Genomic DNA, 13280 nt, shown 5'->3' on the forward strand with positions numbered 1-13280 from the left:
CCGTGTCGGGCGATGCACTGGTCCGCAGCGCCGCCGCGCAGCTGCTCCGGGCGCCGCATGGCACCAAGAGCAGCATCGTGGCGGGGCTGGCCGAGCAGCTGGGCTGCTCAGTCGCCACCGCGCACCGCCAACTGTCGCGCGTGCTGGCGGCGCTCAAGCCACGCCAGCGTCGGCGCGATGCCGGGGAAATGGCGCTTACCCGCGGCGAGGCCATGCACGTCGCCGCGATGATCCAGGAGACGCGCAAGCTGACCGGCACCGGCGAGCTGCCGGTCGAGGAGGCGGTGGAGATCCTGCGCGCCAACCAGAGGATTGAGGCGACGCGGGTGGACCCGGCCACCGGCGAGATCGTGCCGCTGAGCGTGTCGTCGATCTGCCGGGCGCTGCGCGCCTATGGCCTGCATCGGGACCAGCTGACGGCGCCCACGCCGGCCACGCGCCTGTCCAGCCCGCACCCGAACTGGTGCTGGCAGATCGATGCGTCGGTGAGCCGGCAGTTCTACCTGGCCGACGACGGCACGCGGGTGATGGACAAGGCCGTGTTCTACCGCGGCAAGCCGCAAAACTTCGAGCGCATCGCCGACCGGCGGCTGTGGCGCTACGTGATCACCGACCACGCCAGCGGCGCCATCGAGCTGCTGTACGTGCAGGGCGCCGAGAGCTCCATCAACCTGCTCACGTCGCTGATCCACGCCATGACCCGGCGCACCGACGGCACCATGCACGGCATCCCGCGGCATCTGATGATGGATCCGGGCAGCGCGGTGACCGCCAGCACGACGGCCAATTTCCTGGCCGCCTGCAATATCACGCCGATCATCAACGAGGTGGGCAACGCCCGCGCCAAGGGCCAGGTCGAGAACGCGCATTACCTGGTCGAGCGGCACTTCGAGGCGATGCTCAAGCTGCGCGCGCCGGTGAGCAGCCTGGAAGAAATGAACACCCTGGCGCAGGTGTGGGCCTACAACTACAACTCCTCTCGCATCCACACCCGGACCGGGATGTCCCGCCGTGACGGCTGGCTGCGCATCACGCGCGAGCAGTTGATCGAGGCGCCCTCGATCAAGGTGCTCAGCGGCCTGGCCAACAGCGCGCCCAAGCCCTGCACGGTGCGCGATTGCCGCATCCGTTTCCGCGGCGCGGTGTACGACGTGAGCGGCATTCCTGGCCTGATCAACGGCCAGCGCGTGCCGGTGGTGCTCAACGCGCTCGACCCGGACGGCAGCGTGCGCGTGTTGATGCCAGACCCGCACAGCGGGCAGACCGTGCACTACCTCGCGCAGCGGGAGAGCAGCGACGGCTGGGGCTTTGCCGAGGGCGCCGCGCGCATCGGCGCCGAGTACCGGGCCGCGGCGGAGACACCCGCCGACGCCGCGCGTAAGGAGCTGGAGCGGCTGGCCATGCAGGTGCGCACGGATGCCGAGGCCGTCGCCGCGCGCAAGGCCAAGAAGCTCGCCTTCAATGGCGCCATCGACCCGATGAAGCACATGCGCGAGGCCGTGGTGCCGCCGGCCATCCCCCGGGCCGGCACGGCCGGCGTGGTCGAGTCGCCGGTGCTGGCCGAGCGGTACATCGAGCCCAAGCCCATCCGCCACGAATTCCCGCCCCTGAATCACGTCGAGGCGGCGGTGGCGCTCAAGCCACTGGTGGAGCGCGCCGGCCAGCCCTGGACGGCTGATCTATATGCCCGCACCGCCGCGCACTGGCCGGATGGTCTGCCGCGCGACCAGGTGGAGGCATGGGCCGCAGTGCTGGCCGCGCCGACCGGCGGCCTGCGGCTGATCGCGGGAGGCGCGGAATGACGCTGCGCCTGAAACCCATGATGGCCGCCGGCCGCATCCGCCAGGCCGAGCTGGCGCTCGCTGCCGGCATCAGCCGGCCGGCGCTGTGCAGCCTGCTGGCCGCCGGCACCCTGCCCAAGCGCTACGACCGCCCGGAGGTCGAGCAGCGCATCACCGCTTTCCTGTCCCGTCGCGGCCTGCGAAATGCCGCTGCGTGGGCGGAAAAGGCGGAGCCGCCGTGTTGGAGCACGGCGGCTCCCGATCAACCCCAGAGCTTGCAACCCACCGAGGAGATCGCCGACATGCTACTACGCAAGTCCACACTCACGCCGGCCGCGCGCCGGCACTTCAACCTGTCGGGTGACCCGTTCGCCGACCCGGTCACGGCCGACGACGTGTTCCTGTCGCCGGACATCCGCTACGTGCGCGAGAGCATGTACCAGGTGGCCCGCCATGGCGGCTTTCTGGCCGTGGTCGGCGAGTCCGGCGCCGGCAAGTCGACGCTGCGCGAGGAGCTGGTCGATCGCATCCGGCGCGAGGCGCAGGCGGTGATCGTCATCGAGCCCTACGTGCTGGCCATGGAAGGCTCCGACTCGATCGGCCAGACGCTGCGCAGCCAGCATATCGCCGAGGCGATCATGGCCTGCGTGGCGCCCCTGGCACGCGCCAGGCGCAGCCCGGAGGCGCGCTTTCGCCAGCTGCACGACTGCCTGCGCGAAAGCGGCCGGGCCGGTCACAGCCACGTGCTGGTGATCGAGGAAGCCCACAACCTGCCGCTGCCCACGCTCAAACACCTCAAGCGGTTCCGGGAGCTCAAGGACGGCCTGCGGCCGCTGCTGTCGGTGATCCTGATCGGCCAGCCCGAGCTGGGCCTCAAGCTGTCCGAGCACAACCCCGAGGTCCGCGAGGTGGTGCAGCGCATCGAGGTCGTGCACCTGCCCACGCTCGGCCCGAGCCTGGGCGACTACCTCACGCATCGGTTCAAGCGCCTGGGCGTGGCGCTCGATCAGGTGGTCGAGCGCGGTGCCCTGGACGCACTGCGCAGCAAGCTCACGCCATCGCGCGGCGACGACAGCCTGCTGTACCCGCTGGCCGTGCACAACGCGCTGGCGGCGGCGATGAACCGCGCCGCCGACCTGGGCGTGCCGACGGTCACCGCCGACGTGTTCCGGGGGGCCTGACATGAGCCAGATCATCCCCATCGAGCACATCACCGTAGAGCCGCCAGTGTGGTGCCACAGCTGCAACGCCATCATCACCGATGCCGTCTATCGGCTGCGCGGCGCCGGCCACATCGCCCTGTGCGATTACTGCGTCGGAACGCAGCGCGACGGCACCTTGGAGCGGCGCCAGCCCGACGCCGCCGCCGTGCGCGACCTGGTAACGCTGTCACGGCTCAGCGCCCTGAAGCTGGACCAGATCGCCGACAGCATCTCGATCGCTTCACCCAACACCGCCCGCGTGATGCGGGATCTCGCCACCGAGACCAACCGCGCCATCGAGCGCCTGAGGAGGGCCTGACCATGGACGATCCGTATCTGAATCACTACGCCGACCGGTTCATTTTGCTGGGCCTGGGCGCGCACGGCGTTGGTCTTGAGCAGTACCTGGCCAACCCCTTGGGCTTCGAGCATTTGGCCGAGTTCGAGCCGCCACTGCCGGCGCAAATAGAGGCCGCCGAGCGCATCTGGGCACGGTGGGCCGCTGACGGTGTCGACCTGCAGGTGCGGGGTGCCGCATGAAGCTGGTCTGCCCATGCTGCGGCTATGCCGCGGACGCGGACGGCTTTATCGCCGAGATCGAATCCGGCCGCGCGGTGGCCCTGGCGCTCAAGGTGCCGTCACCGCTGGCCGGGCCGCTCATGTCGTATCTGCGTCTGTTTCGGCCGGCGCAACGGCATCTCACCGGCCGCAAGGTCGAAAAGCTGCTGGCCGAGCTGCTGCCGATGATCGCCGCCGGCCGCATCGAGCGTCACGGCCGCCAGTGGGTGGCGCCGGTCGATGCCTGGGCGGCGGCCATGGAAGAGCTCGCCAGCCGCCGCGACAAGCTCACGCTGCCCCTGCACGGCCACGGCTACCTGCTGGAAATGCTCAGCGGCAACGCCAACGGCCAGGAGGCCGCCAGGGAATCCAAGACCGAGGACGCGCGCCGCGTCGGCGCCCATCGCGGCACCACCGACGGCGGCCCGCGCTCATACGCGCCCGTCGTCAAGCAGCAGTCAGTCCCGCCGCAGGTCACACAGGCGATTCCGCCGCACATCCGGGAGCACTTCGTGGCCAGCGGATTGCTCAAAACAACCGATCAATCCGCCACAGGAGACACCGATGAGTAAGCGCAAAATCAAGGCCGCCGCCGCGACCGTGCAGATACCGCAATCCCGCGAGGAATGCACCGGCTATATCGCGAGCATCGGCAAACACCAGCGCGAGAGAGAGCGCATCCAGAGCGCCATGAACGACGTGCTCGCCGACATCCGCCTTCGTTATGAAGAAGAGGCGCGCCCGTATGCCGAGGCAATCAAGGCATTGAGCCAGGGCGTGCAGATGTGGTGCGAGACCATGCGCGACACGCTCACGTCAGGCGGCAAGACCAAGACGGTCAATCTCGCTGCCGGTGAAGTGCGCTGGCGCACCCGACCGCCGCGGGTGGCGCGCCGCGGCGGCGTGAAAGAAGAGACCATCATCGAGGATCTGAAAAGCGCCGGCCTCACGCAGTGCGTGCGCACAAAAGAGGAGCTGAACAAGGAAGCCATCCTCGCCGACCCGGCCGCAGTCGCGCACATCCGCGGCCTATCCGTCGAGCAGGGCGAGGATTTCATCATCGTCCCGTTTGAGACTGATTTGGAGGAAGTTGCGTGAAAGCCCGCCGAGCCTGGTCACAGCTGGAAATCGACGTGCTGTGCCACGAGTTTTCTGACAGCCGTACCGACGCGCTGGCCGTGCTGTTTGGCCGGACCTATAACGCGGTAGCCCGGAAGGCGCTAGAGCTCGGGCTGGAAAAGAGCGCCGCATTCCTGGCAAGCCCAGCGTCGGGGCGGCTCAACGGCTCGACCGGCCTCATGAGCCGCTTTCTGCCCGGCCAGCGACCCTGGAACAAGGGCCTGCAGGTCGCAACGCGCGGTCGCTCGGCACAGACGCAATTCAAGCCCCGCGAGGCACCGAAAAACACGCTGCCACTGGGCAGCTATCGAGTCAGCGCGGACGGCTACCTGGAGCAGAAGATCAGCGACCGCCCAGGCCCGCCATACATGCGCTGGAAAGCCGTGCACAGGCTGGTGTGGGAGGCGGCGAACGGCCCGGTCGAGCCGGGCCACGTCGTGGTGTTCCGGCCAGGCCGCCGCAGCACCAATGTGGATGACATCACGGTCGATGCACTGGAGACCGTATCCCGCGCCCAGCTGATGGCGCGCAACACCGTGCACAACCTGCCGCCGGAACTGGTCGAGCTGGTCCGGCTGCGGGGCGTTCTCACCCGCAGGATCAACGAAAGGAGCGATGAGCCATGAGCACACACATTGACGACCTGCGCCGGCGGCTGTTCGACGCCATCGACGGCGTAGTTGCCGGCACGATGAGCGTCGAGCAGGCCAGGCAGATATCGGAGCTGTCGCAGGTGGTCGTCAACTCGGCCAAGGTCGAGGTCGACTACCTGCGCGTCACCGACGGCGGCAAGAGCGCATTTATCGAGCGCGGCCAAGGGCTCCCGGCGCTGTCAAAGGATCCGCTGAACGACGCGCTGCGGGGCCGGCTGGGGCGCGACAAATGAATCCCTTTGAGACCGGCCAGGTCTACGGACGCATCCGGTTGCAGCACCTGGACGCCCAGGACCGCATCACATGCGTCAAGGAGTTCGACTTCGCGCAGTGCCGCGCAGCACTGGCATTGCCTGACCTGCAGAAGACCGTGCTGGAGGCCGTGGAGCGCCGCTTGCGCGTGCTGCGGCGCGATCTGACGCAAAAGCTGTCTGCTCTCGATATTGGCCCGGAGCGTGGCCGGTGATGCCCACCACGCCGAAAGATGCCCGCCAGCGCGAGCTGGGCGCCATCCACATTGCCGCCAAGCAGCTCGGCATGGATGACGATGTCTACCGCGCGATGCTTCGCCAGGTCGCCGGCGTGGATTCCGCCGGCGACCTGGACGCCGCCGGCCGGCGCGCCGTGCTCGATCACCTGCGCCGCCTGGGCGCAGCTCCACGAGGCAATCAGTGGCGTGGCCGACCCAAGGGCGACCTGTCCCCACAACTTAAGAAGATCGAAGCACTGCTCGCCGACAACGGGCGGCCTTGGGGCTATGCACACGCCGTCGCGCGGCGCATCTGCAAGGTCGAGCGGGTCGAGTGGTGCGACATGGCGCAGCTCGGCAAGGTCATTGCCGCGCTGCAGATCGATGCCAACCGCCGCAAACGCTGACTGCCGCAGGGGAGGCACAAGATGAGCATGGAGGATCGCCGCACCGAGCTCCTGGCGCACGTCGCGCAACGCGCCGCCGAGATCGTCCGTGAGCTGGGCATCGATGATGCCCACGCCGACCACATCGGCGCCGCCATCGCCGACATGGTGGCGGAGGATTGCGGCGGCCAGGTCATCAGCTTCCCAAAAGACGCCGCCTACCGCCTGTCCCTGCGTGAGCAAGAGATCCTCCAGGAGCACCGAGGAGGCGCCGGCTACACCGACCTGATGCGCCGCTACAAGATGACCGAACGCGGCTTGCGCAAGCTACTCAAGCGCGCCCAGGACCGCCACAGCGGCTCCCGGCAACAGCAATCCCTCGACATCTAACCCCCTCCCGCCAGCCCGCCCAGCGCGGCCCTTTTCTTCGTTTCCCCTGCCGCAACTCTTTTTCTTGGTCGCCCGCATTCTTCCGCCATAATCCGGCCACTTCCGGCCAAATATCGCACCACTCCCCCCTCAAATATCTCACCCGTGCTCATTCGCGGCTGGTCCAGATCGGCAGATACATGCCGAACCGCATGCCGGGCGAGGCAGCTGAGAAATCCTCGCCAAGGTAGTGGGGAACCGCTGCGATGCTCATGGTTTGCCCCCCGCGCCGTTGCGCGCCGCCGCCATCTGCCGCAGCCAGCGCAGCCAGGCGAAGGCTTCGGCGGTAATGGCCTGATAGTCGCCCGGCGCCACTTTCATCAGGGCCTGCATGAAGGCAGGAAAATCGGCACTGGGAAGCTGCTGCGGGAAGCGCTGGTGCAGCCATCGACGCAGGTGCTGGGCGAGGGTGTGATGACGCCCGCCCTTGTCTTCAAGGTAAGCCATCACCTGCATGAGCCCGGAGTTCATGATCAGCGCCGGCAGGCCCTTGGCGTCGTTGACGTAGTCCTTGTAGTGCTGGGCGATACCCGCGCCCGCGCATTCCCACGCATCCTGCGCGCGCTGCTGTTCCAGCGTCTGGCGGGGTTTTTCCTTGGTCGGCGTTGTGGCAGCCATCACTTGCCCTCCACGATCCTGGCCAGCACCAGGCCGCGCCCGGTGGTGGCGTCGCCGCCGATCTGCAGCAGCTTGCCGTCGATGACGTTTTTCATTTTGGCCATGACGCCGCTGGCGTCATCCCGGTCGTCTTTCTTGTCCGTCCGGGTCTGGCTGGCGAGCAGCGGTGCAATCAGCAGCGATTCCGGGGGCAGGTTTTCGGTGTAGAACAGGCCGCCGTCCTTAGCCGTGCCGGTGTTCTCGTCGATGCGCACATGCGGCTCGACCAGCATGGCGTGCTCGGCGAAATAGCCGAAAGCAGTGTCGGACAGCACTACCAGATCGGTCTTGAGCTTGTCGCGAAAAAAGTCGTAAGCAAGGCCATCGGGCAGTGCCCTGGCGGCGATGTCCTCAGCAACCTTGGGCAAGTCCTGGGACACCTGGGCTGCGTACTCGAAGGCTTCCAAGTGCAGCTTGCCGCCCGACGACAGCAACGCCGGGTTGGCCAGCAGGCAATGTTCGTCGTCGACGGCCAGCGCCGGCCAGCTGGTATGGATGCCGATCAACCCCAGCAGCCGCTGTGCCCGCGACAGCGCCTGCGGGCAGGTGGCGTAGACGTAGCCGCCCTTGAGCGAGCGCACCGGCAGGGCGACGAGCTGGGCGTCACCGAAGCTCACCGCGCCGGCGTGCAGGTCTTTCCCGTCGCGTTCCGCCGGATCAGGACCAGGGCCGAACAGCCGCTCGATGAGCTTTTTGTCGCCGCCGATGGCCTCGAAACCGTGCCGCACCGCCCCCTTGATGCCAGACCCCGCAAAACAGGGGTGGCCGGTGTGGCGCTCGCGCTGGATGGGGTTGTCGATCACGCCGACGGCCTGCCCGGCACCCATGTGCACCGGGCTGACGGCGTACAGAAACAGCGCGGATTGTTTTTGAAACATCTCGGACTCCCTTGCAATCAGTAGGCGGCAATGGCAATGCGGTTGAAGCCTTCGGCGCGACGGGCGGCATCCTGACAGGGCTCGCGCCACAAACCGGTTTCGGCAAGCTTGCGCAGCGCCTCGGGCGTCGTGTCCAGTTGGTCCAGCCAGTAGACGGCGCCGGCGGCCACCGCACGCAGCGCCGGCTTGGGCTGCCAGCGCGCCAGATCCCAACCGGAAATGACTTCGGCACGCGGCACGGCGGCGCAGACCAGGCGGCCTTTGACACCGTGCAGGTCGAGGCTGAATTCTCCGTCGGCCTGGATGATGCCAGTGGGGAGCCAACCGTCTTCGAAGATGCCCGGCGTGGCCAGCACGAGGCGGCAGCGCCGGGCCGCGGCAATCGCGCCGTAGTCCGGCTCGGGCAGGTGGCAGTCCGCCGTGCGGTAAATGGCGGCGGCGCGGCCGTCACCGCCCAAGCGCAACAGACCATCGGTGGGTGGCTCAGCACCGGCCACCGAAGCCAGAAAGCCCACGTCATAGCCGGCCGGCACGGCTTTGCCCGACTGGGAGTCGATGTCGATGTGCTCGCCGCGTTTTTTCATCGCTATCGCCTGCACCGAGAACAGTCGGCCATCGCTGGCGCGACCGCTGGCGGCATCGAGCCCCACGCCGATGCGGGGGTCGATCGCCCACAGCGCCGAGGACTTGACCAGCTGCGCTGGCTCCGGCGCCCGCCCGGCCAGGTACTGCCGCCAGCCGGCTTCGGCCAGCCAATAGCCGGAAGCCGGCTTGCGGCGCTCGCGTTCCGCGAGCACCGGCAGTGCGGCGAAAGGCGCGGAGCAGTGCAGCCCGGCGGTGTGCGGGAGCGTGCTCGGGACCAGCGCCCGGACGCTCGGCCGGCCTTGGCCGTCTTCGAAGATGACCAGATCCGCCGGCGGCTGCAGCAGCGCTTCCACCCGACCGTCTACGTGGCGACGGGCGAGGTGGAAGGCGGTGATGGCGAACGAGCCTGGCGCATCCGGCGTGCCCAGTTGCGGGTGGGCATCCACGGGCTGCCCTTTGCGGGCTGGGTTCCAGTCCAGATGCGCGTCGGCCAGCATCCGCGAGCGGATGGCCCCTGCCACCACCGAGGGCCAGGGCGGAATCAGCGCCTCGCCGAAACTGCCCGGATCGCCGAACAGCTTATTGCCGCGCAGAAACAGCACGTCCAGCGGCTCGATGAAAAGGCTGGTGGTCATGTGCTCGCTCCTGCGGGTTGGGCGGCGCTGCCCGATGCCGTTTCGGCAGCGCCCGAGCGCGTCTCGCGGGCCAGGAATTCGGCCACGGTGAGAAAATTTTCCAGCCACTTCAGGCCGTCTTTGGGCCGGTCGGCGGTGAGCCTGGCAAGCCGCTCGGCAAGACGGCCCGCCTCGACCTTGAGCGTGCCCGCGGCTTGACGGGCCAGCTGGTAGGCCAGCAGCGAGCTCAGCATCTGCGGCTTGCCATGAGGGTCTGGCAAATCGACCAACCACTCAAGGCTGTTGTAGACGGCGCGCCGCGAGGTGTCGGTGTGGGCCAGAAAGGCGCGCAGGTCGTCCAGCAGCGCCACCGGCTCGCCCCATTTTTCGGTCAGCTGCAGCGCCCCGCCGGAACGCTTGATGACGGTGATGGAGAAGGCATCGCGTCCCCCTTCGTGCTTGGCGCGCTTCTCGGCCTCCCGCAGCTCCCGCAGCACCGCGCCCAGTGGCGCCTGATGGTGGGCGATCACGGCGCCGCAGGAGGCGGTGGCATTCTTGCCCATCATGCGCATGAGCCGGCCCTTGAGATATGCGAAGCCGGCCTTGCAGTGCAGCGCACCGCGTTCCTTAAACAAATCTCCCCAATCCTTCGCTTCATCTGCGGGCAGCGTGCCACTATAGGTATGACGCAGCCGCTGCATGGTCGAGAGCAAATCCGTCACCGGCAACATAGCCAGCACGTCGTCGCCGCCGGCATAAATCACCCGGCCCAGATGCTCTTCCTCGATCACGTGGCGCACGACCGTTTGCGAGAAGTCGTTGAGCGCTCCGGAAATCGCCAGATGACGGTTGGGCGAGATCGCTCGCCTTTGCGCGCCGTAGTCCCGGATCAGCGGCTGCCTGGCGGCGCGTTCATCGAAGTCTTTTTGCACCTGAGGATGGAAACTTTCGCGGTAGGAAATGGACGTATTGTCTTCACCCGACAGAATGCGGCCCATGTGGTCGCCGTCCAACATCACTAACGCATAGTAGGTCTCGAGCCTGAATTGCTCATCTTTAGCCGAGCCTTTGGCAAGGGTCCGGCTCACCAGCTGCTTGGCCTTTTCGTAGGCGTCATCTTCGTTTCTGGCGTCGCGGGCGGCTTCCAGTAAACCGAGAATGCGCTTGGCGTCGTGCAGTGCCGGGTTATCCTTGTGGCGACGCACGAGCTTGCGCGGCAAGGCGACCGTATCGGCTTTAAGTGCCTTACATTGATCGGTCAACGCGGTATCGGCGTGCCCACCTGCTTTCAGCCACTGATCTAGCTGATGCGCCAGCGCCATCGTGTGCGTCGAAACCACAAAACGCCCGGCGGACTTGGCCTTGCCTTCGTCTTGCGGGCTGAGTGCCTTTCCGACTTCCTCGGCAAAGATCGTCGGCCACAGGCGCTTGATCGCGGAAAGCGCGCCCAGATGTTCGCCCGCCTTGGCCCAGGCCGGCTTCTTGTCGGCCACTTTCGTCCATAGCGTCTCGACGTGCTCGCGCGCGTCGAACATCTCGTCCTGCCGGCTTTTGCGCTTGCCTGGCGGAACATTGAGCAGATCAGCGTCGTGGGTCAGCCACTCGGCTTCGCCGGTCAGCGAGCAGCGCCAGCCTTTCTGTTCTTTCTGGTCGAACACCCGCGTGCTCTTGGCCGCCGCCAGCACGCGCTCGGCCAGGTCGTAGACCGCCGGGTAGAGCACGCCGGGGTTGGGCGCGAAGAACGTCGTGCCATCGCTCCAATCGATTTCCTTCTGCAGTGCCTGCCAGGCAGGCGTGCCGAGAAAACCGCAGCGCTGCCCCGCTTCCACGCCAAAAAAAGGCGCCATTGCGGCGCTCAGGCCACTCACGTCCAGATCAGTCTGCCTGGCGGCATTTTTCGGGTGAATCAGCGAAAACGGCACCACCGCCCAATGCACCTCTGGGAAACCCTGCAGTTGCTCACGCATTTGCTGGTGGCAGTGCAGTTCTCCGGCGGTCTTCAGCTCCGCCGCTTCGAGCAGACGATCCACCACGTCCTGGCCGGTGATTTGCAGCCAGTCGCCCACTGCCTGCGTCGCCTGGGCCGCGATTTCCCGCGCCTGGCTCGCCGGCACCAAGGCCACAAACCGATTCGGCAGCGCCGCTGAAAACAATGGATTGGCGTCGGTACCGCCACGCATCCAGTCGCTATTCTGAAACAGTTCGGCGCGCAGACCCATTTCGCCGCGCAGCCACAAATCCACCTGCGGAATGCCGCGCAAGCGCGGAAACAAAATCGCGTCCGGTCCCAGCGCTTCGCACAACGGCTTCATCGCCTCCCACGCCAGGCGCGACAGCAGGTGCGAGCCGGCCCACAGGTCATCCATCTTGCGCGCCGCCGCGATGAAGCCCTGTACCGGGCCGATGGACAGCGCCAGCAGAGCCGCCTCGCCATTCGGGTCAGCAGCAAAAGCGCCGGCAAAGGCCGAAGTGAGATCCAGGTGATCCCAGATCGAGTGGTCGGGAACACGGGTATCGGCAGGCAGCAGCCGCCATAGCGCACCCAGTTTGCCGAAATCCTCGTCTTCGGACAGATCGGGGCCGAAACGCCAATAGGTGAGCAGGGTTTTGCGCAAGTCCTGCGTGGCTTGGTCCTGCGCGCCCAGTTTCACCAACAGGTTCGAGAAGTGAGCGAAACTGCGCTGCTTGATGTCTTGAAAATCGGTATCGCCCAGACCGCCGGGTAGCTTGTATTGCTCCCCAGTCAGCGGGTGGATAAGCACCGATTCCTTCGCCCAGCGCACCTGCGCCCAGCTCGCAACCGCAAACGTCTTTTGCTCGCCAGCCTTAGTCGTGGCCGTGATTTCGTCCATCGGCCACTGTGGGCGGTCGGCCGCCGCCGCCCACCAGTCGGCGCGCTGCACGTGGCGGTAAATCGCAAGTGGCAGTCCCTGCTTGAAGATCACAGTGGACAGCGCTTGGTCGTTGTCGGGGTCGATATTCTCGGTGGTCACTTCTGCTAGCCCCAGCAGTCGGGCGAGCGCACGCGACGTGCCACCCTCATGCCCCGCCGGGTCGCGCAGCAGCACCAGCGCCTTTTCCGCCGGATCGTGGAGACGCGCGGCGAGTTTGGTTTGCCAGAGTTCTTTGTTGTTCATGGATTATTCCGCAATGCGTTCCAGCGTGACGGTGTCGATGTGTGGCTTCAGCGCGCTGCGGCGACGAGCGGGCGCATCATCGGGAATCATGGGATAGGTGCGCGGCGAGCCGGAGTTAATGTGATCCAGTAGAGCATGCACCTGCTCCCAAGTGCGCTCGACGGCCTTGTGGTCCGGGCAAAACGCCGGCGGCGGCAAATGCGGTATGTGGAATATCGCACCAACAATATTTCCGCCATCACTCTGGCGAATCTTGAAATATAATTGGTTTGGCAGTCGCATACCGTTACCCCATTTTCGAGTTCTGTGAGTTGCTATCGGATATGAAAGCCAATGACGCGACTCGATATCGGTATGCGGCGGTTTGACATCGGGAAATACGAATTGCGTCCGTAGCCCGACCTTAATGACCGCCAACGTTTTCATCAGCGACCGCCAGTCCTGGTGCGAAGCGGTCTGCCAGATCAGTGGGCCTTTTTGGTCGCAGCCGATGGCGTGCGGCCAGTCGCGGTCGAGGCAATCGCGCCAAGGACGCAATGGTAGAGCGTGCCCAGCGGCGAATGCCCCCTGCGGCTCTGAAGGAGTGAGGCAAAATGATCCCCAGCCGTTACGGCTACGGCCACCTAGGGAATCGCTGATCAATCCACCGAAACCGGCGCCGTGGACATGACGGCGCCAACGCGTGACCGAGCTGGGGGAAAAACGGCCCGTTTTCGGATGTGGATTGGGTAAATGTACGCGTTTCAGCCGGGTATTTCGGGTTTTGGGCTCCCTCAGGACGCACTGAGGCTGTGCCGCGCCCGCAAACGCCA

General features: G+C 66.4%; 16 protein-coding genes. 11 read left to right on the forward strand and 5 right to left on the reverse strand.

Annotated features, from left to right (window positions below; translation table 11 throughout):
• Positions 1 to 2: 2 nt before the first annotated feature.
• From H5U26_RS11570 to H5U26_RS11620, 11 genes are read left to right on the forward strand one after another with little or no spacing between them, the layout of a single operon-like run.
• Complete coding sequence (locus tag H5U26_RS11570; protein ID WP_290619820.1) at positions 3 to 1802, forward strand: hypothetical protein; 1800 nt, start codon at positions 3 to 5, stop codon at positions 1800 to 1802.
• Positions 1799 to 2962, forward strand: a complete 1164-nt coding sequence (locus H5U26_RS11575) for an AAA family ATPase (RefSeq protein ID WP_290619822.1) — start codon at positions 1799 to 1801, stop codon at positions 2960 to 2962. The genes H5U26_RS11570 and H5U26_RS11575 overlap by 4 nt, the downstream gene beginning before the upstream one ends.
• A 1-nt stretch (position 2963) precedes the next feature.
• Entirely contained in the window at positions 2964 to 3302 is a 339-nt protein-coding gene (locus H5U26_RS11580) for a hypothetical protein (RefSeq protein WP_290619824.1), read from the forward strand.
• A gap of 2 nt (positions 3303 to 3304) precedes the next feature.
• Positions 3305 to 3523, forward strand: coding sequence for a hypothetical protein (locus tag H5U26_RS11585; protein ID WP_290619826.1), 219 nt, complete (start codon positions 3305 to 3307; stop codon positions 3521 to 3523).
• Positions 3520 to 4113 (forward strand): hypothetical protein, encoded by a 594-nt coding sequence (locus tag H5U26_RS11590; RefSeq protein ID WP_290619828.1) that lies wholly within the window; start codon positions 3520 to 3522, stop codon positions 4111 to 4113. The genes H5U26_RS11585 and H5U26_RS11590 overlap by 4 nt, the downstream gene beginning before the upstream one ends.
• Complete coding sequence (locus H5U26_RS11595; protein WP_290619830.1) at positions 4106 to 4639, forward strand: host-nuclease inhibitor Gam family protein; 534 nt, start codon at positions 4106 to 4108, stop codon at positions 4637 to 4639. Before H5U26_RS11590 ends, H5U26_RS11595 begins: the two co-directional genes overlap by 8 nt.
• Positions 4636 to 5286 carry an HNH endonuclease signature motif containing protein gene (locus tag H5U26_RS11600; RefSeq protein WP_290619832.1) on the forward strand — a complete coding sequence of 217 codons (651 nt, stop codon included), beginning with the start codon at positions 4636 to 4638 and terminating at the stop codon, positions 5284 to 5286. Before H5U26_RS11595 ends, H5U26_RS11600 begins: the two co-directional genes overlap by 4 nt.
• Complete coding sequence (locus tag H5U26_RS11605; protein WP_290619834.1) at positions 5283 to 5546, forward strand: hypothetical protein; 264 nt, start codon at positions 5283 to 5285, stop codon at positions 5544 to 5546. Before H5U26_RS11600 ends, H5U26_RS11605 begins: the two co-directional genes overlap by 4 nt.
• Positions 5543 to 5779 carry a hypothetical protein gene (locus tag H5U26_RS11610; protein ID WP_290619836.1) on the forward strand — a complete coding sequence of 79 codons (237 nt, stop codon included), beginning with the start codon at positions 5543 to 5545 and terminating at the stop codon, positions 5777 to 5779. Before H5U26_RS11605 ends, H5U26_RS11610 begins: the two co-directional genes overlap by 4 nt.
• Positions 5779 to 6189, forward strand: coding sequence for a regulatory protein GemA (locus H5U26_RS11615; RefSeq protein ID WP_290619838.1), 411 nt, complete (start codon positions 5779 to 5781; stop codon positions 6187 to 6189). Before H5U26_RS11610 ends, H5U26_RS11615 begins: the two co-directional genes overlap by 1 nt.
• 21 nt (positions 6190 to 6210) lie before the next feature.
• Positions 6211 to 6558 carry a Mor transcription activator family protein gene (locus H5U26_RS11620; protein WP_290619840.1) on the forward strand — a complete coding sequence of 116 codons (348 nt, stop codon included), beginning with the start codon at positions 6211 to 6213 and terminating at the stop codon, positions 6556 to 6558.
• Positions 6559 to 6807: 249 nt separating this feature from the next.
• On the opposite strand, the gene cmr5 is transcribed toward H5U26_RS11620, so the two are convergent.
• The 5 genes from cmr5 to H5U26_RS11645 all read right to left on the reverse strand — a co-directional run.
• Positions 6808 to 7215: a type III-B CRISPR module-associated protein Cmr5 gene (gene cmr5 / locus H5U26_RS11625; protein ID WP_290619842.1), complete on the reverse strand. Its 408-nt coding sequence runs from the start codon at positions 7213 to 7215 to the stop codon at positions 6808 to 6810.
• A complete protein-coding gene (cmr4, locus tag H5U26_RS11630) occupies positions 7215 to 8132 on the reverse strand; it encodes a type III-B CRISPR module RAMP protein Cmr4 (protein WP_290619843.1) in 918 nt (305 codons plus the stop codon). Before cmr4 ends, cmr5 begins: the two co-directional genes overlap by 1 nt.
• 17 nt (positions 8133 to 8149) lie before the next feature.
• On the reverse strand, positions 8150 to 9352 hold the full coding sequence (locus tag H5U26_RS11635; protein WP_290619845.1) for a type III-B CRISPR module-associated Cmr3 family protein: 1203 nt from the start codon (positions 9350 to 9352) through the stop codon (positions 8150 to 8152).
• Positions 9349 to 12468, reverse strand: a complete 3120-nt coding sequence (gene cas10 / locus H5U26_RS11640) for a type III-B CRISPR-associated protein Cas10/Cmr2 (RefSeq protein WP_290619847.1) — start codon at positions 12466 to 12468, stop codon at positions 9349 to 9351. Before cas10 ends, H5U26_RS11635 begins: the two co-directional genes overlap by 4 nt.
• Positions 12469 to 12471: 3 nt before the next feature.
• Positions 12472 to 13280, reverse strand: an 809-nt coding sequence (locus H5U26_RS11645) for a hypothetical protein (RefSeq protein ID WP_290619849.1), incomplete at its 5' end; no start/stop codon positions are given.

Source organism: Immundisolibacter sp. (genome assembly GCF_014359565.1).
GTDB lineage: Bacteria > Pseudomonadota > Gammaproteobacteria > Immundisolibacterales > Immundisolibacteraceae > Immundisolibacter.

What these genes read in the sequence shown, in the direction of transcription:
- H5U26_RS11575 (WP_290619822.1), top strand. Translation starts at nt 1,799, where the DNA reads ATGACGCTGCGCCTGAAACCCATGATGGCCGCCGGCCGCATCCGCCAG.
- H5U26_RS11580 (WP_290619824.1), top strand. Translation starts at nt 2,964, where the DNA reads ATGAGCCAGATCATCCCCATCGAGCACATCACCGTAGAGCCGCCAGTG.
- H5U26_RS11585 (WP_290619826.1), top strand. Translation starts at nt 3,305, where the DNA reads ATGGACGATCCGTATCTGAATCACTACGCCGACCGGTTCATTTTGCTG.
- H5U26_RS11590 (WP_290619828.1), top strand. Translation starts at nt 3,520, where the DNA reads ATGAAGCTGGTCTGCCCATGCTGCGGCTATGCCGCGGACGCGGACGGC.
- H5U26_RS11595 (WP_290619830.1), top strand. Translation starts at nt 4,106, where the DNA reads ATGAGTAAGCGCAAAATCAAGGCCGCCGCCGCGACCGTGCAGATACCG.
- H5U26_RS11605 (WP_290619834.1), top strand. Translation starts at nt 5,283, where the DNA reads ATGAGCACACACATTGACGACCTGCGCCGGCGGCTGTTCGACGCCATC.
- H5U26_RS11610 (WP_290619836.1), top strand. Translation starts at nt 5,543, where the DNA reads ATGAATCCCTTTGAGACCGGCCAGGTCTACGGACGCATCCGGTTGCAG.
- H5U26_RS11615 (WP_290619838.1), top strand. Translation starts at nt 5,779, where the DNA reads ATGCCCACCACGCCGAAAGATGCCCGCCAGCGCGAGCTGGGCGCCATC.
- H5U26_RS11620 (WP_290619840.1), top strand. Translation starts at nt 6,211, where the DNA reads ATGAGCATGGAGGATCGCCGCACCGAGCTCCTGGCGCACGTCGCGCAA.
- cmr5 (WP_290619842.1), bottom strand. Translation starts at nt 7,215, where the DNA reads ATGGCTGCCACAACGCCGACCAAGGAAAAACCCCGCCAGACGCTGGAA.
- cmr4 (WP_290619843.1), bottom strand. Translation starts at nt 8,132, where the DNA reads ATGTTTCAAAAACAATCCGCGCTGTTTCTGTACGCCGTCAGCCCGGTG.
- H5U26_RS11635 (WP_290619845.1), bottom strand. Translation starts at nt 9,352, where the DNA reads ATGACCACCAGCCTTTTCATCGAGCCGCTGGACGTGCTGTTTCTGCGC.
- cas10 (WP_290619847.1), bottom strand. Translation starts at nt 12,468, where the DNA reads ATGAACAACAAAGAACTCTGGCAAACCAAACTCGCCGCGCGTCTCCAC.